Below are 21,566 nucleotides of genomic sequence, written 5' to 3' on the forward strand. Positions count from 1 at the left end.
GGTGCAGGTGACGCCGATCGATGCGGCGCGCTTTGCGGCGGATCTGGCGGCCGACCCGATGGCGACGGAGAAGCTGGCCAGCGGCATCGATGCGTTCGCCAAGGATCTGGACGCGTTGCGGCAGACGATCCGCGAGCGGCTGTAAGCGCGCATGGCTGGATGGCTGCGGCCTGAACGCCGCCGCTGGCGTTGACGTGGCGTGGACGCAACTTCACCCGGGCTTGCCGCCGGCAGGCAGACACTCGGGCCATGTTCCATAAACAGGGATCGACCATGAAGACGAGCTTCCGCGTGTTGTGCCTGGGCAGTCTGCTCGCCGTATCGGCCGTTGCCGGCGCCCAGACCTATGGCCCCAAGGACGAGGGACGCCGCTTCAACGACGGCAGCAAGGTGGTGTGCCACAACGTCGAGGTCCAGCGTAATTCCAAGGATCCCAACCGCATCACCGGCACCGCGACCGGCGCGGTCGTGGGTGGTCTGCTGGGCAACCAGGTGGGTGGCGGCAACGGCAAGAAGCTGGCGACGGTTGCCGGTGCCGTGGCCGGTGGTGCCGCAGGCCGCCAGATCCAGGGCAACCAGCAGTCCAAGAATGGTGATCGCGTGGTTGAGCGTCGCTGCGAACGTCAGTACCGCTGATCAAGCGCCGCCCACTGCGCTGCAGTTGCGGCGTGCAACAGGATCAAAAATGACGGCCCGGTGGGTCGTCATTTTTTTGTGCGAGGCCCGCAGGCCGGATCAGCGCAGCGGCGGACTGCCTGCCAACGTGCGTGCCCCGGTGATGATCATCCGCAGCATCTGGGTCAGCTGCTCGATCAGTTCCGGATCCTTCTCCGGCGGCAGGTCAACCGCCGTCGCACCCATCGCAAACACCAGCCGGGTAATCGCCTTGGAGGCCAGGGCCGGTTCATGCAGCCGCGCGCCGTCGGCGGCCGCCAGGCGGATCAGGTCGACCCGCAGTTCGTCTTCGAAGTAATTCAGTTCGCGATCCACCGCATGCTTGAACGCATCCGAGCCGGCCGTGCCTTCGCGCAGCAGGACATGGAGCAGGCGGTCATCGGCGCGCAGCTGCTCCATGAAGGTCTCCACCGACAGGCGGATCACGCTGCGGTCGGAGGAGGCGGCGCGCTGGCGCGCCTCGCCGATGATCGTGCGCAGTGAGCGCCCGGCCAGGTCGATCAGGGCCACGGTCAGCTCGTCCATGTCGCGGAACTGCCGGTAGAACGAGTTCGGGGCGATCCCGGCTTCACGCGCGACCTCGCGCAGGCTCAACGTGGAGACGCTGCGGTGCGGGCCGATCAGGGCCAATGCCGCGGCCAGCAGATCCTCGCGGGAGATGGAGGCTTTGCGCGCGGGATGGGCGTCGTCGGAGGCGGGCAGGGGCAGGTCTGGGGAGGTCATCAGGGGCAGCGGGGTCAAGTCCCTGAATCATAGCCCGTCCCGGCAATATACAACTGTATACACAGTCGTATGCTCGGCCGTATAGTGCGAAGCATGAGCACCGTCCCGCGCATTGCCGCCCGCCGTCACGCCGCCAGCCCCCGCCGCTGGGTCCCCGAAGCGCTGTTCGACTTCTGGGGCACCCGTCTGCACCCGCTGTGGACGCTGCGCCGCCCCTTGGCCCGGCTGCTGTCGCGCACCGCCGAGAGCGCGGATGCGGTCACCCTGGTGCTGAAGCCCAACCGCCATTTCCGTGGTCTGCTGCCGGGCCAGCACGTCACCCTCGGCGTCGAAGTCGATGGCCGCCGCCTGTCGCGCAGTTACAGCCCGACCGTGCTGGCCGACGGTCGCTTGGCGATCACCGTCAAGGCCATCGCCGGCGGTGCCGTCAGCCAGCATCTGGCCCATGCCGCGGCGATCGGTGAGGTCTTTGAGCTGGGCCAGGCGTTCGGTGAAATGACCTTGCCCAAGGCCTCTGGCGCGCGGCTGTTGCTGCTGGCCGCTGGCAGCGGCATCACCCCGATGCGCGCGCTGCTGCGTCAGCTCGATGGTGCCGGCATGCCGGGCCAGGTGGACCTGGTGTACTGGGCACGCCGGCGTGAGGAAGTCTGTTTCGCCGAAGAGCTGGCCGCGCTGGCGGCGCGCCATCCCTCGTTCACGCTGCACATCGCGCTGACCCGCGACCCGGCGGCACCGGCGTCGCGTGTGGATGCATTCGCCTTCGCGACGCTGGGCGATCTGAGCACCGCCCGCACTCTGGTGTGCGGCCCGGGTGGCTTCGTCGATGCAGCGCAGGCGCGGCTGCAGGGCCAGGTCGCGTCGCTGCAGTCCGAGGCGTTCACACCGCCAGTGCTGCCGGATGCCGAAGAGGGCACGGTGCAGGTCGAACTGCGCCGCAGCGGCCGCACGCTTGCCCTGCCACGCGGCACGTCGCTGCTGCAGGCGCTGGAAGCCGAAGGGCTGCGCCCGGCCAGCGGCTGCCGCATGGGCATCTGCAACACCTGTGTCTGCGGCAAGGTGTCCGGCGTCACCCGCCACACCCTGACCGGCGAGCATGCGGCCGAACCGGCCACGCAAGTAAAGCTGTGCGTGAACAGCGCCAGCACCGACCTGATCCTGGAGCTGTGACCATGTCTTCCGTGCACAACCGCGCGCTGTCCCCGGCCGAACTGCAGGCCTTCGGCGCTGAACTCGATGCATTGCGCGCGCGCCAGCTGGCCACGCTCGGTGCGCGCGACGCGCGTTACATCCGCCGCGTCGTGGCCGCCGTACGCTGGACCGGCGTGGCCGGCCGCGCGCTGCTGTTCCTCGGCGCTTTCGTGCACAGCGTGCTGATCCCGGCGTGGATCGCCGGCGTGGTGATGCTGGCGCTGTCCAAGATCCTGGAAAACATGGAGCTGGCGCACAACGTCATCCATGGCCAGTACGACTGGATGGGCGATCCGCAGTTGCAGGGCAGCACGTACGAGTGGGATATCGTCGGCACCGCCGACGCCTGGCGCAAGACCCACAACTTCCGCCACCACACCTATACCAATGTGCGCGGGCTGGACGACGATATCGGTTACGGGCTGCTGCGCATTTTCCCCGAGCAGCGCTGGCGCCCGTTCTACCTGATGCAGCCGGTGGTCGCGGTGGTGTTCGCGCTGCTGTTCGAATGGGGCATCGCGATCCAGGACCTGCGCCTGGGCCGCGTGTTTGCCGGCAAAATGACGCTCAAGCAGCTGGGCAGGCAGTTCCGCCCGGTCGGCCGCAAGATGGGCAAGCAGATGTTCAAGGACTACCTGCTGTTCCCGGCGCTGGCCGGCCCCTTCTTCCTGCCGGTGCTGCTGGGCAACGTGGTCGCCAACCTCATCCGCAACGTGTGGACCTACGTGATCATCTTCTGCGGCCACTTCACCGCCGAGGCCGAAACCTTCCCGAAGGAATGCGTGCGTGATGAGACCCGTGGCCACTGGTACCTGCGCCAGCTGCGCGGCTCATCCAACCTGACCGGCGGCAAGCTGATGAACGTCATGTCGGGCAACCTCAGCCACCAGATCGAGCATCACTTCTACCCCGACATCCCGGCCAACCGCTACGCGGCGATCGCGGTCGAAGTGAAGGACATCTGCGCGCGCTACGGCCAGCACTACAACACCGGTTCGCTGCCGCGGCAGTTCGGCCAGGTGATGTGGCGGATCGTGCGCCATGCCTTCCCGAGCAAGCCGGGCCGCGCGCGTGCGCTGCCGGCGGTAGGTGAGGCCAGCCGCCAGCCGGGCTGAGCCGGGCTAGAGCGGCAGTTCCAGCTGCAGGCGCAGCAGCGGGGATGCCCTGCGCTGGCGCCGCAGCTGCTCGGTACCGTCTTCGCTGACCCGCTCCTGCCCCGTGTGCAGCGCCCGGTGCAGCGCGTTGTTGAGGCTCAGCCGCAGCTTGCTGCCTGCGCGCAGCGACCACAGCGAGTACAGGTCCAACTCGCGCCCGTACGCACTGATCTCGAACTGGCCGGGGCTGACCTGCACCGTGCCGCCGGTGCGGTAGGTGTAACTGCCGCCGACCGTCCAGCCGGTGCGGATCTCGTAATCCGCGCCCAAGGTGCCGCTGAAGCGCACCTGCTCATCAAGCCGGTTGTCCGGACCGGGCACATCATCCACGCGCGAATCGTTGGCGGTGGCATTGAAACGCACCGCCACGGCCGGCGCGCCTGCGATCAGCTGCGGCAGACGGAATGCCGTATCCATCTCCAGCCCCCAGGTCATCGCAGTGCCGCCGTTGACCGGCGTGGCCACCCAGCGACCGTCCTGCAGATGTGTTTCGGTGCGGATCACCTCACTGATCCGGCGCGCATAACCGCCGATGCTGAGCTGCGCGCCGTCCTTGCCGTAGGTTTCGTAGGACAGGTCCACGCCGGTCGCCAGTTCGGGCCGCAGCGCCGGGTTGCCGCGTTCGTCGGGGTTGAGCGGGCGGTTGTTGGTGGAGGTGTACGGGCGCGGGATCAGCGAAGCCAGCGTAGGCGAGCGATAGGTCCGGGTCAGCGCGACGCGCAGCTGGTCGCCCCGGGTGCCGGGCATTTTCCAGAGTGACTGCAACACCGGTGAGAGCACCTGGTCACGGCGCTGAATGCCGCTGAAGCTGCTGCCGTCACTGCGGGTATCGATCTGTTCCCAGCGTGCGCCGGCATAGAGGGACCAGCGCTCGCTCAGCGAGATGTCATCCTGCACGTACAGCGCCAGGCGACGGATGCGCGCGTCGAAAGCCAGGTCGCTGATCGCCACCACGCCGCCCTCGTGGACAGGCAACAGCTGCTGCACGCGTGTTTCATCGCGGCGATCCTCGCTGCCCTCCCAGCCGAGCTGCAGCGCATGCCGCCCGCGGGCGGGCAGCGTGTACTTGCCACTGCTGTTCAGATCGCCCACGGTCAACCGCGCGTCGGTGTGGTCCTCCAGGTTCTGTCGCCCATCCGCTGCCTGGCCCTGTTCGCGATAGGCGTAGCGCTCGCGGTTGCCGCCCAGGCGCAGCTTGGTGGTGAACGTGCCGCCCCGTTCGAACGCCCGCGTCCACGTCATGCTGCCATTGGCCTGCGCCACGTCGATGCGCGTGCGTTGTTGATAGCGGGTGGTCTGTAGTGGGGCGCCGAGCGTGGTGGCCCAGTCGATGTCGGTGATGCGGTTGAACCGGCTCGCATCGGCGAAGCCCTGCAGCGCGAAGATATCGCCGTTCTCCAGCGTCGCTTCGAGGCTGGGGGCCACTGAGAGCACATCGCGGTTTCCGCTGGCGCGCAGGGAGGTGTCACGCAGGGTGGTCGGTGTTCCCTGCCGATTCCATGCACGCTCGGTACCGGTTTCCTCGACCAGGAACTCGCGGCGCGATGCGGTCGCCGTGATCGCGCTGCTGCGGTGGTCGGCGCGCCGGTTGCGCTGCCAGCTGACCGAGGGCGTGTTCCGGCCGTTGCTGTTGCCCCAGGCCACCGACAGCTGCCCGCTGTCCTTTCGCGCGCCTGCGGCCAGCACGATGTTGATCGAGCCGGCGATCGCTTCGGCGCGCTGGTCGGCGGTGGGTGCGCGGATGATCTCCACGCGCTCGACCATCTCCGGCGTGAGCGAGTCCAGGTCGAACCCGGCGGGCGCTTTCTGGCCGTTGAGCAGGATCTGGGTATAGCCCGCACCCAACCCCCGCAATGACAGCGTGCCGCTGCGGCCGGGCGCACCCGTGCCGACGGTAATGCCGGGCAGGCGTTTGAGCGCGTCCACCAGACCGATGTCGCCGTACTGGCGCAGCGCTTCAGCGTCGACCACGATCCGGGTGGCGGTGTCCTCGCGGCGTGCGTCGTACACGGTGCCCTGCACCTGCACGGTCTCCAGTTCGGTGGGCGGCGGCGCCTGCTTTGCGGGCAGTGACTGTCCAGCGCTGGAGAACGCGGCACACAGCGGGGTCAGGGCAAGTACGATGCGGAACGTCGGTGACATGGGGCGGTCCGTGCAGGAGGGCAGGGGGCATTTCGCGGGGCAACACGCGCCCCTCCTGTGGCCAGGAAAACGAAATGCAGCAGTGGGGTGGGGATGTGGAGCGGGTTAGCCGGTCATGGCAGGTGCGCCTGCGGATCGACGCGCTCACCGTTGCGGAGCATCTCCAGATGCAGGTGCGGTCCGGTCACGCGCCCGGTGCTGCCGACCCGTGCGATCTGCTCGCCGGCGTGGACCTGCTGGCCGACCACCACATCGGCGCCCTGCAGGTGCGCGTACAACGTCTGCCAGCCCTGACCGTGGTCGATGACCACCACCGTGCCGTACTGCGGACCGTCGGGGTAGGCGGTGGTTGCCGCCACGATGCGGCCGTCTGCCGGCGCGAGGACCGGCGTGCCCGGGCGCGCGCCGAAATCGGTGCCGCGATGCGGTCGCTGGCGGATGCTGCCGGTATCGCCGAAATGTCCGGTGATCCTCGGTGCGGCCAGCGGTGCCTGGAACTGCACCTCGATGGGGGCCTCGCTCAACGGCGGCAGCGGCAGTGCCGCCTCCGTCGCCGAGATCTCGTTTGGGGTGCCAGTGACGGCGGGGCCCGGCACGGGGCGCGCGGCACTGGCCTGCATGACCACCAACAGGGCGCCGATCAGCAGTGCGCTGCCCAGCAGGAGCGCGCGTCGCGATCCCGACAGCGGCCGCGCGGCATCGCCATGCAGCATGTGCCGGATGCGGATTTCATGCCCGGCCAGATCGCGGTGGGTCAGGGCGGTGGTGGGTGCGTGAGCCGCTGCGGAAAGGCGCAGCGTGCGCACATACGCCGTGGCGAAGTCACGCCCGCCCTGTGCATCCCCCGCGAGGGCCTGCGCATCACATCGCAGCTCGGCCGCCAGCTGCACGCGCGCGGTGAGGCGGCGCAGGAACGGGTTGAACCACAGCAGGGCGTTGAGTATCGCCATCAGGCCGGCGCGCTGCGGATCGCGGCGCGTCAGGTGCGCCGCCTCATGGCCCAGGATCAGGTTCAGTGCACGATCCTCCAGCTGCTCCACGGCCGAGAGGGGCAGCACGATCAACGGGCGCGGCCAGCGCACCGCGAACGGACTCACCGGCAGCGCGCTGACCCGGCAGACGATGCCGGCCGAGCGCAGCCGCTGCGCCGACGCACGGCTGCGCGGGCCCGGCCAGGCCTCCGCTGCGATCGGCAGGGTCGCCCGGCACAGCTGGCCGGTCGCCCGCGTGCCAACCAGCACGCGCAGCAATGCGATACCCAGGCCGGTGACATAGAGCGCGGCCAGCCACGTGGTAGTGGCCACCCCCGCCCAAGGGGAACTCACCAGGCGCCCTTCCGCCGCACCGGCAGCCCCGAGGTCCAGCGCGACCGGCAGCGGCATCATCAGTGCCGGTGGCAACGAGATGAGCGGTGCGGGGGCCCACAGCGCCATACCCACCGACAGCAGGACCGGCGTCACCGCCAGCAACCACACCCCCATCCAATAGCCATACGCGGCGTGGGAGAGACCCAGCCGCCGGTGGACACGTTGCCCGGCAGACCACGCCACCCAGCCGCCTGCAAGGGCGCCAACGGTATGCACGCCCCAGAAGCCCAGCGTCAGCCCACTCATGCCGGATCGTCCTTGGCGGGGGCACGCAGCAGCGCATCGAGCTGCTGCAGTTCCTGTTCGCTGAGCAGGCGGCTGTCGGCGAAGGCCTGTGCCGGCAATGCGCCATCGATCTCGAGCACCCGGCGCGCGAAGTCCGTGCTGAGTGCCGCCAGCGTGGCCACCTTGCCGACCTTGGCGCGGTACATGTTCAGCCCGTGCTCGACCGTTTCTTCCACCAGCCCTTTGTCGACCATGCGTTCGAGCGTTTTGCGGGTGGACGAGTAGGACCAGTCCAGCGCCGCGGCGGCGCCGTTGTGGACTTCGCGCGCACTGCAGGCGCCCTGGCGCCACAGCGCTTTGAGCAGTTCCAGTTCGGCATTGGAAGGGGTAGGCAGTGCAGACATGGCAATCCCGGTGTGGCGAGGTGTCGCAAGTGTGCGACATGTGTCGCATGAGATGCAACAGGGGTGTCATTGATGCGGATCAATGCCGCCACAGGTGGGGTGCGTACCATCCAAGGGTGCAGCGCGGTGCCAGCAGGGGGCCGTGCGGTAAGGAAACCGTGCTGCCAGGTACCGGCCCATCCGGTGCCTCCTGTGGGTCCATCGAAAAAGGCGTGGTGATATGGCTGTCGAGCAACAGGGCGTGCACCGGGCACCGGTGATCGATAAAGAACCCGATGCCACGGGGGCCTACTGGTCCAACCGGCCCGAGAACACACTGCCGCCGCCGGACATGATGGGCGCCTACATGCGCAATCGCCCGGTCGCACCGGCCGGCGTGGCGAACCGCAAGGCGTGGATCATCGGCACCGGTATTGCCGGCCTGGCCGCGGCGTTCTATCTGATCCGCGATGGCGGCATGCCTGCGGCGAACATCACCCTGATCGACAGCCTGGACATCGAAGGCGGTTCGCTCGATGGGGCCGGCGACCCCGAGCAGGGCTACCTGGTTCGCGGCGGCCGCGAGATGAACTGGAACTACGACAATTTCTGGGACATGTTCCAGGACGTGCCTGCGCTGGAACTGCCCGCCGGCTACAGCGTGCTGGACGAGTACCGGGCGGTGAACGACAACGACCCGAACTACTCCAAGGCCCGGCTGATGCATCAGCAGGGGAAGATCCAGGACTTCTCCACCTTTGGGCTGAGCAAGCCGCAGCAGTGGGAACTGGTCAAGCTGCTGCTCAAACGCAAGGAAGATCTCGACGATGTGACCATCGAGGACTACTTCAGTGATGGCTTCCTGCAGAGTAATTTCTGGTTCTTCTGGCGTTCGATGTTCGCCTTCGAGAACTGGCAGAGCCTGCTGGAAATGAAGCTGTACATGCACCGTTTCCTGGACGCCATCGACGGCTTGAACGACATGTCCGCGCTGGTGTTCCCGAAATACAACCAGTACGAGAGCTTCGTCAAACCGCTGGTGAAGATGCTGCGCGACCAGGGGGTGCAGGTCACCTTCGGTACCCGCGTGTACGATCTGGACATGCGCGTGGCAGGCGATACCCGCACCGTCACCGGGCTGCGCTGCCGTGTGGCGGGCAACGATACGCTGCTGCCGGTGGCCGAGGGCGACCTGGTGTTCGCGCTGACCGGCTCGATGACCGAGGGCACCGTCTATGGCGACATGGACACGGTGCCGGTGCTGCAGCGTCCGCGCGAAACACGGGGGCAGGACAGTGACTGGGCACTGTGGCGCAACCTCGCTGCACAGTCGCCGATCTTCGGCAAACCGGAGAAATTCCACGGTGACATCAACCGCTCGATGTGGGAGTCGGCCACGCTGACCTGCCGCCCCTCGCCACTGGTGGACAAGATCAGGGAACTCTCGGTCAACGACCCGTACTCGGGCAGGACCGTGACCGGCGGCGTGATCACCTTCACCGACTCCACCTGGGTGCTGAGCTTCACCGTCAACCGCCAGCCGCACTTCGTCGACCAGCCCAAGGATGTGCTGGTGGTGTGGGTGTATGCGCTGCTGATGGACCAGAACGGCAACCACGTGGCCAAGCCGATGCCAGCCTGTACCGGCCGCGAGATCCTGGCCGAGCTGAGCTACCACCTGGGCATCGTCGATCAGCTTGATGAGATCGTCGCCAACACCAAGGTGCGCACCGCGCTGATGCCCTACATCACGGCGCAGTTCATGCCACGCGCGGCCGGCGACCGCCCGCACGTCGTGCCCGGGGGCTGCACCAACCTTGGCCTGTTGGGGCAGTTCGTGGAGACCCACAACGATGTGGTGTTCACCATGGAAAGTTCGGTGCGCACCGCCCGCGTGGCGGTGTATACGCTGCTGGACCTGCCCAAGCAGGTGCCGGACCTGAGCCCGACCCAGTACGACATCCGCAACCTGATCAAGGCGGCGCGTGCGCTCAACAACAACGCACCCTTCCCGGGCGAGCGACTGCTGCGGCGGGTGCTCGACAAGACCTACTTCGCGCACATCCTGCCGCCGCTCCCGGACACCGAACACAGCCGTACCGGTTTCATGGAAGAGGAGGTGTCCTGGCTGGTCGGCAAGGGCGGCAGCGCGTTGAAGGATCTCTCCACGCGGCTGGAAACGCTACGCGAGAATCTGGCCAAGCGCGGGAAGTAGCCCGGTTGCGGTGCCGCGGTGATGGAGATCGCCGCGGCACCGCCGCCCCATGGGGATGGGGATCGGCGATACTGCAGGCTGATCGCCTGCTGTGATGCACGGACCCGCCCCACATGTCTTTTGACGCGACACCTCCAGCGGCCGAGCGCCAGGATGTCACCCGTTTGCTGCGCCGTTGGAGCGAGCAGCAGGACATCGCCGCCCGCGATCAACTGCTGGCGCTTCTGTATGCGCAGCTGCGTAGCATGGCCGTGGCGCGGCTGGGCACCCCCCAGGATGGCGTGCTGCAGCCGACCGTGCTCGTGCACGAGGCCCTGATGCGGATGATCGGTGGGGAGATCGGCTACCGCGATCGCGTGCATTTCCTTTCATTGGCGGCGCTGAAGATGCGCAGCGTGCTGGTGGACCACGCACGCGCGATGGCGGCTTCCAAGCGGGGCGGAGGTGCGATCAACCTGACCCTGTCGTATGCCGACCTGGAAGCCAGCCCTGATCACGATGCCTTCGAAGTGCTGGCCCTGAACCGCGCGCTGGAGGAACTGGCCGCCCTGGATGAGCGCGCCGCACGCACGGTGGAATGGATGTACTTCGGTGGCATGAGCCGCGAAGAGATTGCCCTGGCGCTGGATGTGTCGGTGCCCACGGTCGATCGCGATCTGCGGTTTGCCAAGGCGTGGTTGAACCGGCATCTGGCTGGGCCGGCCACGCGCGCATGACCGGCCCAGACCGCTGGCAGACGGTGCGGGGGCTGTTCGACGCGGTCTGCGATCTGCCCGAGGCGCGCTGGCGCCCGGCGCTGGGTGAGCTGTGCGATGACCCGGCCGCGATCGACGAAACCCTGCAGCTGCTGCGCGCGCAGACCGCCGACCTGGGCCGGGTCGAGCACGCGCTCGCCGCCGTGATGGCCGCGATGGATGATCCGGCCACGCTGGTCGGGCAGCGGCTTGGCCCGTGGCGCCTGAGCCGGTTGCTGGCCGTCGGCGGGATGGGGGTGGTGTTCCTGGCCGAGCGCGCCGATGCGTTGTACCGGCGCGAAGTGGCGATCAAGCTGATCCGCCGCGCCTACGACCCGGTACTGGCCACGCGGCTGGCCAGCGAATGCCAGATCCTGGCCGACCTGCAGCACCCGCATATCGCCCGGCTGTATGACGTGGGCGTGGCCGAGGGCGGTCAGCCCTACCTGGTGATGGAATACGTACAGGGTGAACCGCTGGACGACGCCTGTCGCACCCTGGCGCTGGATCTGGCCGCACGCCTGCGCCTGTTCGTGCAGATCTGCGGCGCGGTACAGGCCGCACATTCCCAATCCGTGGTGCACTGCGACCTCAAGCCCGGCAACGTACTGGTCCGCCCCGACGGCCAGCCGGTCCTGCTGGATTTCGGCATCGCGCATCTGCTCGGTGACGCCAACGATGCCGCGGCCTTCCTCACCCCGGCCTATGCCAGCCCCGAGCGCCTGGCGGGACGCCCGGCCAGTGTGGTGGGCGATGTCTACAGTCTGGGCGTGATGCTGGAGGCGCTGCTGCAGGCCACGCCGCCGCCGGCGCGCGGCGTGCCCGCCGACCTGCTGGCGGTCGCGGCCAAGGCCGCTGCCGCGGATCCGGCCGAACGTTATGCCTCTGCCGACGCACTGGCCGAGGATATTGAACGGTATCTGGCACACCGCCCGGTGCGCGCGCGTCGGCCCAGCCGCTGGCATCGTGCGCGCCTGCTGCTGCGGCGGCAATGGCGCGCCAGTGTGATCGTCGCGCTGGTGGCGGTGATGGTGCTGGCCTTCGTGCTGCGCTTGAGCGAGGCGCGTCGGCAGGCCGAGCAGAATGCGGTGGCTGCCGCCGGCATCGCCGATGTACTGGTGGCCGCCTTCGATGCGGCCGATCCGGGGCTGCGCCACGGCACGCCGATGACCGCGCGTGAGGTGCTCGATCTGGGCGCACGCCGGCTTGAGCAGGACCGCACCGTGTCGCCCGCGCTGCGCGCGCGGATGCAGGCTGCATTGGGGCGCGCCTACCAGAACCTGGGTCAACCGCAGGATGCGCAGGCCCTGCTGCGGGACAGCGTGGAGGGGCTGGTGCACACGCGCGCCGCGCCGCATGAGATCGCCGACGCCCGCGCCAGTCTGGCGGTGCAACTGCTCAGCGCCGGGCGTGAGGAGGAGGCGCTGGGCAGTGCAGAGGACGCGTTGGGCCTGCTTGAGCAGGACGATGCCCCGGCGGTGCGGGTGAAGGCCTTGAACGCCCGGGGCCTGGCCCAGGCGCAGCTGGAGCAGCCGGCGGCGGCGGAACACTCCTTCCGCTCCGCGCTGGCGTTGAGTCGGCGGGGAAACGGTGCACCGCTTCAGCGCGGCGGCCTGGCGGCGATGGCCAACCTCGGCGATCTGTACCGGAGCCAGGGCGAGCTGGACAAGGCCGAAGCGATCCTGCGCGAGGGTCTGGCAGAGGCATCGCGGGAGCATGGTGTCCAGGGGGCCGAGTACCAGCGGGTCTTGCGCGCGCTGTCCTCGACGCTGCTCAACCAGGGCCGTATCGATGAAGCGCTGGCGCTGGCCGAGCGCAGCTTCGCGCTGACCCGGCAGATGTTCGGCGCAGGCAGCAGCTACACCGCCTCGGCCGAAGCCGCGCTGGCCGGACAGTATCTCGATCTTGGCCGCTACCAGGCGGCCGATCAGCACTTCCGCAACAGCCTGCAGACCAGCGCCGCGGTGGATGGCGTGGACAGCCGCGCCTACGCGGTCAAACAGTATGCCCATGGCCTGATGGAGGAAGCCCGCGGCGACTATGTGCAGGCCGAGCAGAACTACCGCGCTGCGCTGGCGCGCTATCGGGCGCTGCTCGGGCCTGAGCATGCCGACACACTCGACGTGGACATGGTGCTGGCCCGGTTGCTGCTGCGTACCGGCCGCACGGCCGAGGCGCAGGCACCGCTGCAGCAGGTGGCCGCCCTGTGGCGGCGCGAACTCCCGCCCGAGTCGCCGCAGCTGCTGGTGTTGCGCCTGGTCGAGATTGAATGGCTGATCCGGGACGGACAGCATGCCGAGGCCGCCCGGGCCCTGGCCGCGTTCGGCCAGGCCCACCCGAGCCTGCCCCCGTGGCTGGGGCTGCGCCTGCAGATGCAGCAGGCGCTGCTTGCCCAGCGCCGTGGCGATCCCGCGGCAGTGCCGCTGTCGGCCCAGCTGGTGGAGACATTCGCTGGTTTCTACGGGGCGGATTCCACGGCCACCGCCAAGTGGCGTATCCCGCTGGCGGAGGCATTGTTCGCCAACGGCGATGGCGCTGGCGCCCGCGCCCAGATCGCCCGGGCCCAGCCGCACCTGCAGGAACTGGCGCCGACGTCGGAATTTCTGAGTCGCATCAAGGGGTTGGAGCAGCGCATGGCGGATCACGACGCGGGTCTGTCCCGGGGGCGATAGTTTTGTGATGGTTTTCTCGGTTTATCGATCAGGAGGCCGATTCCGGGCCTCGTTGATCGAAGGAACGCCATGTCAAACCCTCTCCATCCAGATGCCACCCGCGCTGCAGCGCATCCGCCAGCCGCCTCCGCCGAGGCCATGGACCCACCTGAGGCGATGGAAGCACGTGAGGCCGAACTGGACACCACGCAGGCCCGCGGCCCGTTCCGTGCCTTCCGGAAGGCCTACCGCAAAGCGCGTGACTGGCATTGCTCCCGCGGGCGCGCCGCGGTGGTCGCGCTGCGCTTTGCCCTGACCGGCGACAGCGGCCGCTTCCGCAGTCACGGCGGCTGGATGGTCTCGCGCATCTACAAGCCACGGTGAGCTGCGGCGGGTTGACCGGCGGGAACGGCCAGGTCAGTCGCTTTCGCCGAGCCGGCCTTCGGCCAGCGGCACCCGCGAGCCATCCAGCAGGCCGCGGCTGAGCGCGCCGTTCTCGATGAACAGCAGCTCGCCGTTTTCACCGTTCTTGATGCTGCTGTCGATGGCGATGATGCGGTCGCCATGGAAGCTGCTGACATGCGGCATCGAGGTGTGGCCGACCACGATGCGGGCGAGGTCGAGCTGTTTGAGCAGCGTCTCGACCTGGGCGGTATCCATGCGTCCATCGAAGTAGCCGCGGTACCAGATCGGGCTGGTCTTGCCATCGAACAGGCGGGCAGTATCCGGTGCGGCCTTGACCTGCTCCTTGGGCAGCCCGACTGCGGCCTGGTAGCCGGCGTTGGTGGTCGCCATGTTGCGCACCAGGTCCAGGTTCTCCGGTGCGATGCCGCCGTGCAGGAACAGGGTGTCCCCGACGCGCAGCAGCACCGGACGGGTGCGCAGCCACTGGCCGATCGTCGAATCCGGACCGTACAGCGCGGGGTAGGAACGGCCGAGCAGCTGCGCGGTCTTGAGGTACTTCGGGTTGACGTAGCGCAGGTCGTTGTAGAGGACCATCGTCTCGTGGTTGCCGAGCACGAAGTGCACCGCACCGCCGGCTGCCGCGGCCTGTTGCTGCAGGCTGTACAGCAGCCAGAATGCTTCGGTGACCTGCGGACCGCGGTCGAACACATCGCCCGCCACCACCAGCGTGGCGTCGCCCAGCGACCAGCGGTCTTCGCTGTCGATCACGTGGTGGGCGCGCAGCAGCGTCACGAGCAGGCCGTACTGGCCGTGGATGTCCGACAGCGCGACGATCCGCGGCGTGGCAGGGAACCGGCCGATCTCCGCCGTGCGTGGCGGCAGCACGGTCAGCGGGTGCGGATAGCCGCACTCGGGGGCGACCACGGTGGCCTCGCCGCGTGCCGGCAGCTCGCGGCGGATCACGTGGTCCTTGCACACCCAGGCCGCTTCCAGCCCCTTGGCGGTACGGAACACGTACGGTCCATCGGCATCCACATGCTCGGCCGGCGTCGCCACCTCGCGTGCAGTGGCCAGCAGCGGTGTCATCAGCAGCGCTGACTGGAGCAGCAGCAGGGCAGGGCGGGTCAGGGCGCGGCGGATCGACATCGGGGGATTCCTGTGGCGGACGGCAATGCCGCGATGCTACGCCGCACGGGGCGCGCGGGGCATGCGCCATTGGTCAGCCATGCGTGCCGCAACGGGCGGATGGGCCGGCGCTGCCGTCGGCCACACAGGGTCACCCGCGCTGCAGCGCCTTTCGCCCGGGCGCATCGGGCAGGTCATCGCTGGCCAGCACCACCCGGTCGCGGCCGCGCTTCTTGGCCTGGTACATCGCCGCATCGGCGCGCGCCATCAGCCGCTCGTAGTCGGGATGGCCATCATGCGCGGCCACGCCGATGCTGGTGGTCAGCGACAGGCTCTGGCCACTGCCCAGTTGCACCGGGCTCTGCGCGATGTGCTTGCGCAGGTTCTCGGCGATCACCTCGGCCTGGGCGGCGGTGGCGGCCACCAGCACCACCACGAATTCCTCACCGCCATAACGGAACAGGTAGTCGCTGCCGCGGGTGAGCTGGCCGAGCAGGGCGGCCACGTGCTGCAGGGCGCGGTCGCCGCCGTCATGGCCGTGCGCATCGTTGATCGCCTTGAAATGGTCCAGATCCAGCAGCAACACCGAGAACGGCGTCTGCGTGGAATTGGCCAGTTCGATTTCCCGGCGCAGCACGGTCGGCAGGAAGCGACGGTTGAGCAGGTTGGTCAGTGCATCGCTGCCGGCATCGAGCTCGCCGATCCGTTCGAACAACATGCCCATCAGTGTGCGGATCTGCGCCAGGCGCTCGCGGATGCCCTGCAATGCCCCGAAGCGCGCCGCGAAATCGGCATGCGCCAGCGCTTCCTGCAACTGCGTATCGACCGCAGCGACCAGTGCACCGACCTGGCCGGTCTCGCTGCTTTCGCCGAAACTCGGGATGCCCTTGTGGGTGAACCACAGGCCGAACTCCGATTGCGCCAGCCCGGTGAGCTCGGCCTCGGCATTCTGGCTCGCCATCGCATAGAGCAGTGCGTTTTCCCAATCCAGCAGCAGGGCGCGTTGGCGTTCGCGCTCGGTGCTGACGTTCTGCACCAGCGAGAACAGGCGATACGCCGCATCGGTGCGCGAAGAGCGCTCGCGTGCATGCGTGTAGGCCAGCGTCATGCCTTCCAGGGCGATATCCATCGAAGCGCTGAGGCAGTGGATCGCCGCAAACGCCGTCGTGCTTTCGTCGGCCTGCGCGATGATGCGGTCGAACAGGCGGTGCTTGAGCACGCGCGCGCCGCGCGCCACCAGATCCACCGGAATCCCCACGCGCGCATGCACGTCGCCGATCACGCGCTGCGCGGCGACCAGCGCGTTGATGCTGTCCGGCGTGGCGGTGAGGATCTGCTGCAGCCACCGCTGCATCGCCGGTTTCAGGCGCAGCCGCACCTGGTCGTGCGAGAGGAACCGGCTCGCGCGCGGGTCTTCGAGCAGCACATCGTAGAAGTGGTGGGCCAGCCCGGGCGGGCTCTCGGCCGACAGGCTCGCCAGCAGTGTCGCCGCCGCGGCCGGCGTCTGCGCCAGTGTCTGTGCCCAGGCCAGCGCCAGCGGTTGGCTGGCCTCATCAAGATTTGGAACGTTATGCACGATTGTCTTCCCGCCACACAGGCCGTCGAGAGGTAGCGGCCGGACGCTGTTGTTATTGAATGGCAAACTGAACGCTGCGGTAAGTGTAATAGTCTCCGCGCGAGGCGCTGCTTAACCTGCCGGCATTGTCCAGGAGAGCTTTCATGGGTCACGACCACGACCATCTGCCCAGCGAGATCCGCCACGAAAAACCGCTGTGGTGGGCGCTGGGGCTGACCACCACCTTCCTGCTGGTGGAGGTGGCCGGCGCATTCTGGACCAACAGCCTGGCACTGTTGTCCGATGCCGCGCACATGGCCACCGATACCCTCGCGCTGATGATCGCACTGGTTGCGGTCCGGCTCAGCCGGCGCCCGCCCGATGCCAAGCGCACCTACGGCTACGCGCGGCTGGAGGCTCTGGGCGCGATGATCAACGGCGGCATGCTGTTCGTGGTCGCCGGTTACATTCTCTGGGAAGCGGTGCAGCGCTTCCGCGCGCCGCAGGAGATCGCCTCCACCGGCATGCTGGTGATCGCGGTGTTCGGACTGGTGATCAATCTCATCTCGATGCGGCTGCTGCGCGCCGGCAGCGGCGAGAGCCTCAACGTCAAAGGCGCGTACCTGGAAGTCTGGGCGGACATGCTTGGCTCGGTCGCGGTGATCCTCGGCGCGTTGCTGATCCGCTGGACGGGCTGGAAGCCGATCGATCCGATCCTGGCCGTGCTGATCGGCCTGTGGGTGCTGCCGCGCACCTGGGTGTTGATGCGCGAGGCGATCAACGTGCTGCTGGAGGGCGTGCCCAAGGGCATGGATGTCGCGGCGGTACGCGGCACCCTGTGCGCACACGATGGCGTGGTGGACGTACATGACCTGCACGTATGGGCGCTGGCTTCCAGCACACCCGCACTGACCGCGCACGTGGTGATGGGCACCGGCGTGGATGCGGACCGCCTGCGTCGCGAACTGGGCACCCGGTTGCACGAGCAGTACGGCATCGACCATGTGACCCTGCAGATCGAGGCCGACCACTGCGGCGATCCCTGCAGCGTCGGCAGCCCCCGCGACCGGCACGCCGATGACCATGCCGGGCACGACCACGCCGCTCACGCGCACGGCAGCCACGACAGCCACGACAGCCGCCGCCCTGCACCGGACGCGCAGGGCCACCACGGGCATCCGCATCCCTGAGGGTCAGGGGCCGGCCGCGGCGGACGGGCAGGGCAGGGTTGCCGCTACAATGCGGGTCTGCCTTGCCATCTGTCGGAGATACTGCAGTGACCCGGAAACTCGTACTGTTGCGCCACGGCCAGAGCCAGTGGAACCTGGACAACCGCTTCACCGGCTGGGTGGACGTGGAACTGACCGAACAGGGCCGCCGCGAGGCCGCCGCCGCCGGCCGCCTGATGCGTGAAGAAGGGCTGCAGTTCGATGTCGCGCACACCTCGGTGCTCAAGCGCGCCATCCACACCCTGCAGGGTGCCCTGGCCGAACTGGACCAGGACTGGCTGCCGGTCAGCAAGAGCTGGCGCTTGAACGAGCGTCATTACGGCGGCCTGCAGGGCCTGGACAAAGCCGAGACCGCCGCCAGGCACGGCGAGGACCAGGTCAAGATCTGGCGCCGTTCCTACGACATCCCGCCGCCGGCGATGGACATCGAGGACCCGGGCCACCCGATCCACGACCGTCGTTATGCCGGCCTGGACCGCAACGCGCTGCCGGGCACCGAATCGCTGGCCACCACGCTGGACCGCGTGCTGCCGTACTGGTTCGATGCGATCGCCCCCCAGCTCAAGGACGGCAAGACCGTACTGGTCACCGCCCACGGCAACTCGCTGCGCGCGCTGTACAAGTACCTCAACAACGTCTCGCAGGACGCCATCCTGGAGCTCAACATCCCGACCGGCATCCCGTTGCTGTTCGAGCTCAACGACGACCTGACCGTGCAGTCGTTCCGCTACCTGGGTGACCCGGAAGCGGCACGCAAGGCCGCTGAGGCCGTGGCCAACCAGGGCAAGGCGAAATAACAACGAAAGGCCGGCGCAAGCCGGCCTTTTCTTTACCCCCGCGGGTAGGGCCACCCCACGGGTGGCTGCATGCAATGCACGGTTCACGCGGCCACCCATGGGGTGGCTCTACCGGCGCGCGATGGTGTGACCTTTGGCCGGTCCGCCCCGGCCCCTCCCGCGCTACGCTGCCCGATTGCCCGTGATCCGGGTGATGCATCCATCTGTAGCCGGAGAGTCGAATGAAGTTTTCCAAGCTGGTCCCGCTGGGCCTGACCGCCGCCATCGCCGTGTCGCTGGCCTCCTGCGGCAAGACCGATACCGCGCCTGCCGCCACCGCCGATGCCAAGCCGGCGTTTGATCAGTCGCAGATCAAGACCGCGCTGATCTCGCTCAACACGGCCGATCTGGACACCGCCATCGCCGCCTGTACCGACCTCAACGGGTTCGTGAACAGCAAGTGGCTCAAGGCCAACCCGGTCCCGAACGACCAGACCACCTGGGGCAGCTTCGAAATACTGCGCGAGCGCTCGCTGGAAGTGCAGCACGCGCTGGTCCAGCAGGCTGCCGCCAGCCAGGCCAAGGCCGGCACGGTGGAAGCCAAGATCGGTGACATCTGGAAGACCGGTTCGGACGAAGCCAAGATCGAGGCCGCCGGCATCACCCCGCTGCAGCCGCAGCTGGACAAGATCGCCGCGCTGAACGATACCGCCGCCATTACCCAGTACCTGCGCGACAGCCAGGCGGTGGGCCAGGGCGTGCTGTTCTCGCTGTTCGCCAATGCCGATTACAAGGATTCGGCCAACGTCATCGCCTATGTCGGCCAGGGCGGCCTCGGCCTGCCGGAGAAGGGCTACTACTTCGACGATTCGCAGGCCAAGATCCGCGACGCCTACGTCGCCTACATCGCGCAGGTGCTGACCCTCTCCGGCGTGGACGCCGAGCAGGCCAAGACCCAGGCCAAGGCCGTGATGGACTTCGAAACGCGTCTTGCCAAGGCCTCGATGTCGCGCATCGAAATGCGTGACCCGGCCAAGCGTTACAACCCGGTCAGCGCGGCTGACGCGGACAAGCTGACCCCGAACTTCAGCTGGACCGCATTGTTCGAGACCCTGAAGGTGCCGGCCGCGCAGAAGTTCTCGATGGCCCAGCCGGGCTTCTTCGGCGAAGTGGACAAGATGCTGGCCGACGTGCCGGCCGCCACCTGGCAGGCCTACCTGCGCTTCCACACCATCGATGACGCCTCGCCGTACCTGAGCAGCGCCTTCGAAAAGGCCAACTTCGATTTCTACAGCACCACGCTGCGTGGTCAGAAGGAAATGCAGCCGCGCTGGAAGCGCGTGCTGGAGTCGGTCAACGGCGCCATCGGCGAAGGCCTGGGCCAGATGTATGTCGATGCCGTGTTCCCGGCCGACTCCAAGGTGCAGATGCAGCACCTGGTGGAGAACCTCTCGGTGGCGCTGAAGGCGCGCCTGGAGAAGCTGGAGTGGATGAGCGAAGACACCCGCAAGAAGGCACTGGAAAAGTGGGCCAGCTTCACCCCGAAGATCGGCTACCCGGACAAGTGGCGTGACTGGTCGGGCCTGGAAACCAACGGTGACAGCTACCTGGGCAACATGCAGGCCGCGCGCACGTTCAACTACCGCTTCATGCTCAACAAGATCGGCAAGCCGGTCGACAAGACCGAATGGGGCATGACCCCGCAGACCGTCAACGCCTACTACAACGCCACCAAGAACGAGATCGTGTTCCCGGCGGCGATCCTGCAGGCGCCGTTCTTCGACGCCAAGGCCGATCCGGCGCTGAACTACGGCGGTATCGGTGCGGTCATCGGCCACGAGATGATGCACGGCTACGACGACTCGGGCAGCCAGTTCGCCGCCAACGGCAACTTCGACAACTGGTGGACCGACAGCGACCGTGCCGCCTTCACCCAGCGTACCGACCAGCTGGTCGCGCAGTTCGACGGCTATGAGTCGCTGCCGGGCGTGAACGTGAAGGGCAAGCTGACCCTGGGCGAGAACATCGGCGACCTGGGTGGCCTGACCGTGGCGTACGACGCGCTGCAGATGGCGTTGAAGGAAGACCCGAAGGCCAACGTAGCGGTCGACGGCCACACGCAGGACCAGCGCTTCTTCATGAACTGGGCCACCGTGTGGCGCCGCAACTTCAATGAGGGCGAGCTGCGCGTGCGTCTGAACACCGACCCGCACGCCCCGGCGAATTTCCGTGCCAACGGCGCGCCGTCGAACATGCCGGCGTACGCGCAGGCGTTCGAGTGCAAGGCCGGCGATGCAATGGTGCGGGCCGACGACAAGCGCGTTGTGATCTGGTGATCGCACGCGGTTGAGTGAGACATGAAAAACCCGGCGAAAGCCGGGTTTTTCTTTTCCAGCACGCTCGCGGCAAACCCAGGCCGAGACTAGGTAGTGGCGGCCATCATCCGGGTGAACAGGCCGAACACCTCCGGGTCGACCAGCCCCCCCTGCTGCTCGGCGAGGATGCCCATCGCCTTGGCATGCGGCATCGGGCCGCGGTACGGGCGGGTGGTGGTCATGGCGTCGTAGCCATCGACGATGGTCAGCACGCGTGCGCCCAGGGGAATGTCGCTGCCTTTCAGGCCATCCGGGTAACCACTGCCATCGAACGCCTCGTGATGGCTGCGGATCAACCGCGCCACCTCGGCGGCGTCACTGCGCCCGGTGGTGGCGAAGATGCGCTCACCACGTTCGGGGTGGGTGCGCATGATCGCGCGCTGTGCGTCATCCAGGCGCGCGGGATACAGCAGCACGTTGTCCGGAATGCCGATCTTGCCGATGTCATGGAAGCGGGCGGCCAGTGCCAGATGCGCACGCTGCGTGTCGTCCAGATCGCACAGGCGGCCCAGCTGATCGCCGAGCAGGCCGACCCGGTCGCAGTGGAAACGGGTGTACTGGTCGCGCATCTGCAACGATATCGATAGCGCGTCGATGGAGCAGACCTGCGAAGGGGCGTCGTCGAACATGGGGGCGGTCACGTG

17 protein-coding genes and 1 pseudogene are annotated in these 21,566 nt (G+C 67.8%); 11 read left to right on the plus strand and 7 right to left on the minus strand.

The genetic code is table 11. The annotated features are described in order from the left end of the window. Positions 1–145: pseudogene (locus tag ABE546_RS15440) on the plus strand (transaldolase); the annotation flags it as partial. Between the two features lie 128 nt (positions 146–273). Continuing rightward, positions 274–636 carry a glycine zipper 2TM domain-containing protein gene (locus tag ABE546_RS15445; RefSeq protein ID WP_102789149.1) on the plus strand — a complete coding sequence of 121 codons (363 nt, stop codon included), beginning with the start codon at positions 274–276 and terminating at the stop codon, positions 634–636. Between the two features lie 99 nt (positions 637–735). Here ABE546_RS15445 and fabR read toward each other — a convergent pair whose 3' ends face one another. After that, positions 736–1,398 (minus strand): HTH-type transcriptional repressor FabR, encoded by a 663-nt coding sequence (fabR, locus tag ABE546_RS15450; RefSeq protein WP_026069985.1) that lies wholly within the window; start codon positions 1,396–1,398, stop codon positions 736–738. Positions 1,399–1,491: 93 nt separating this feature from the next. Here fabR and ABE546_RS15455 point away from each other — a divergent pair, with 93 nt between their 5' ends. Further along, positions 1,492–2,565 (plus strand): ferredoxin reductase, encoded by a 1,074-nt coding sequence (locus tag ABE546_RS15455; RefSeq protein ID WP_313217652.1) that lies wholly within the window; start codon positions 1,492–1,494, stop codon positions 2,563–2,565. Between the two features lie 2 nt (positions 2,566–2,567). Then, a complete protein-coding gene (locus ABE546_RS15460) occupies positions 2,568–3,701 on the plus strand; it encodes an acyl-CoA desaturase (protein WP_313213059.1) in 1,134 nt (377 codons plus the stop codon). A 6-nt stretch (positions 3,702–3,707) separates the two neighbouring features. On the opposite strand, the gene ABE546_RS15465 is transcribed toward ABE546_RS15460, so the two are convergent. From ABE546_RS15465 to ABE546_RS15475, 3 genes are all read right to left on the minus strand, one after another. Next, positions 3,708–5,882, minus strand: coding sequence for a TonB-dependent receptor (locus ABE546_RS15465; protein ID WP_346464379.1), 2,175 nt, complete (start codon positions 5,880–5,882; stop codon positions 3,708–3,710). A 113-nt stretch (positions 5,883–5,995) separates the two neighbouring features. Next, positions 5,996–7,495 (minus strand): M23/M56 family metallopeptidase, encoded by a 1,500-nt coding sequence (locus ABE546_RS15470; protein WP_346464381.1) that lies wholly within the window; start codon positions 7,493–7,495, stop codon positions 5,996–5,998. After that, positions 7,492–7,878, minus strand: a complete 387-nt coding sequence (locus ABE546_RS15475) for a BlaI/MecI/CopY family transcriptional regulator (RefSeq protein ID WP_313213037.1) — start codon at positions 7,876–7,878, stop codon at positions 7,492–7,494. Before ABE546_RS15475 ends, ABE546_RS15470 begins: the two co-directional genes overlap by 4 nt. Positions 7,879–8,098: 220 nt before the next feature. On the opposite strand from ABE546_RS15475, the gene ABE546_RS15480 reads away from it, so the two are divergent. The 4 genes from ABE546_RS15480 to ABE546_RS15495 all read left to right on the plus strand — a co-directional run bounded on the left by ABE546_RS15480 (position 8,099) and on the right by ABE546_RS15495 (position 13,841). After that, positions 8,099–10,072, plus strand: a complete 1,974-nt coding sequence (locus ABE546_RS15480) for an oleate hydratase (protein WP_346464383.1) — start codon at positions 8,099–8,101, stop codon at positions 10,070–10,072. A gap of 113 nt (positions 10,073–10,185) precedes the next feature. After that, positions 10,186–10,788: an ECF-type sigma factor gene (locus ABE546_RS15485; protein ID WP_313213033.1), complete on the plus strand. Its 603-nt coding sequence runs from the start codon at positions 10,186–10,188 to the stop codon at positions 10,786–10,788. Next, a complete protein-coding gene (locus ABE546_RS15490) occupies positions 10,785–13,478 on the plus strand; it encodes a tetratricopeptide repeat protein (protein WP_346464385.1) in 2,694 nt (897 codons plus the stop codon). The genes ABE546_RS15485 and ABE546_RS15490 overlap by 4 nt, the downstream gene beginning before the upstream one ends. 69 nt (positions 13,479–13,547) lie before the next feature. After that, positions 13,548–13,841: a hypothetical protein gene (locus ABE546_RS15495; RefSeq protein WP_346464387.1), complete on the plus strand. Its 294-nt coding sequence runs from the start codon at positions 13,548–13,550 to the stop codon at positions 13,839–13,841. Positions 13,842–13,874: 33 nt separating this feature from the next. Here ABE546_RS15495 and ABE546_RS15500 read toward each other — a convergent pair whose 3' ends face one another. Then, entirely contained in the window at positions 13,875–15,008 is a 1,134-nt protein-coding gene (locus tag ABE546_RS15500; protein ID WP_346464389.1) for a metallophosphoesterase, read from the minus strand. A 130-nt stretch (positions 15,009–15,138) separates the two neighbouring features. After that, a complete protein-coding gene (locus tag ABE546_RS15505; protein ID WP_313217666.1) occupies positions 15,139–16,563 on the minus strand; it encodes a diguanylate cyclase in 1,425 nt (474 codons plus the stop codon). 143 nt (positions 16,564–16,706) lie between these two features. On the opposite strand from ABE546_RS15505, the gene ABE546_RS15510 reads away from it, so the two are divergent. The 3 genes from ABE546_RS15510 (at position 16,707) to ABE546_RS15520 (ending at position 20,883) form a co-directional block, all read left to right on the plus strand. Continuing rightward, positions 16,707–17,732 (plus strand): cation diffusion facilitator family transporter, encoded by a 1,026-nt coding sequence (locus ABE546_RS15510; protein ID WP_346464391.1) that lies wholly within the window; start codon positions 16,707–16,709, stop codon positions 17,730–17,732. Between the two features lie 86 nt (positions 17,733–17,818). After that, positions 17,819–18,568, plus strand: coding sequence for a 2,3-diphosphoglycerate-dependent phosphoglycerate mutase (gpmA, locus tag ABE546_RS15515; RefSeq protein WP_313217670.1), 750 nt, complete (start codon positions 17,819–17,821; stop codon positions 18,566–18,568). A 221-nt stretch (positions 18,569–18,789) separates the two neighbouring features. Further along, positions 18,790–20,883 carry a M13 family metallopeptidase gene (locus tag ABE546_RS15520; RefSeq protein WP_313212864.1) on the plus strand — a complete coding sequence of 698 codons (2,094 nt, stop codon included), beginning with the start codon at positions 18,790–18,792 and terminating at the stop codon, positions 20,881–20,883. A gap of 86 nt (positions 20,884–20,969) precedes the next feature. On the opposite strand, the gene ABE546_RS15525 is transcribed toward ABE546_RS15520, so the two are convergent. Next, positions 20,970–21,551 (minus strand): HD domain-containing phosphohydrolase, encoded by a 582-nt coding sequence (locus tag ABE546_RS15525; protein WP_346464393.1) that lies wholly within the window; start codon positions 21,549–21,551, stop codon positions 20,970–20,972. Positions 21,552–21,566: the final 15 nt, after the last annotated feature.

It is taken from the genome of Stenotrophomonas sp. TWI377, from assembly GCF_039674525.1.
Taxonomy (GTDB): domain Bacteria; phylum Pseudomonadota; class Gammaproteobacteria; order Xanthomonadales; family Xanthomonadaceae; genus Stenotrophomonas.

Coding starts and splice junctions, on each gene's coding strand:
- ABE546_RS15455 (WP_313217652.1), top strand. CDS start 1,492: ATGAGCACCGTCCCGCGCATTGCCGCCCGCCGTCACGCCGCCAGCCCC.
- ABE546_RS15490 (WP_346464385.1), top strand. CDS start 10,785: ATGACCGGCCCAGACCGCTGGCAGACGGTGCGGGGGCTGTTCGACGCG.
- ABE546_RS15465 (WP_346464379.1), bottom strand. CDS start 5,882: ATGTCACCGACGTTCCGCATCGTACTTGCCCTGACCCCGCTGTGTGCC.
- fabR (WP_026069985.1), bottom strand. CDS start 1,398: ATGACCTCCCCAGACCTGCCCCTGCCCGCCTCCGACGACGCCCATCCC.
- ABE546_RS15500 (WP_346464389.1), bottom strand. CDS start 15,008: ATGTCGATCCGCCGCGCCCTGACCCGCCCTGCCCTGCTGCTGCTCCAG.
- ABE546_RS15480 (WP_346464383.1), top strand. CDS start 8,099: ATGGCTGTCGAGCAACAGGGCGTGCACCGGGCACCGGTGATCGATAAA.
- ABE546_RS15470 (WP_346464381.1), bottom strand. CDS start 7,495: ATGAGTGGGCTGACGCTGGGCTTCTGGGGCGTGCATACCGTTGGCGCC.
- ABE546_RS15445 (WP_102789149.1), top strand. CDS start 274: ATGAAGACGAGCTTCCGCGTGTTGTGCCTGGGCAGTCTGCTCGCCGTA.
- ABE546_RS15510 (WP_346464391.1), top strand. CDS start 16,707: ATGGGTCACGACCACGACCATCTGCCCAGCGAGATCCGCCACGAAAAA.
- ABE546_RS15520 (WP_313212864.1), top strand. CDS start 18,790: ATGAAGTTTTCCAAGCTGGTCCCGCTGGGCCTGACCGCCGCCATCGCC.
- ABE546_RS15495 (WP_346464387.1), top strand. CDS start 13,548: ATGTCAAACCCTCTCCATCCAGATGCCACCCGCGCTGCAGCGCATCCG.
- ABE546_RS15485 (WP_313213033.1), top strand. CDS start 10,186: ATGTCTTTTGACGCGACACCTCCAGCGGCCGAGCGCCAGGATGTCACC.
- ABE546_RS15525 (WP_346464393.1), bottom strand. CDS start 21,551: ATGTTCGACGACGCCCCTTCGCAGGTCTGCTCCATCGACGCGCTATCG.
- ABE546_RS15460 (WP_313213059.1), top strand. CDS start 2,568: ATGTCTTCCGTGCACAACCGCGCGCTGTCCCCGGCCGAACTGCAGGCC.
- ABE546_RS15475 (WP_313213037.1), bottom strand. CDS start 7,878: ATGTCTGCACTGCCTACCCCTTCCAATGCCGAACTGGAACTGCTCAAA.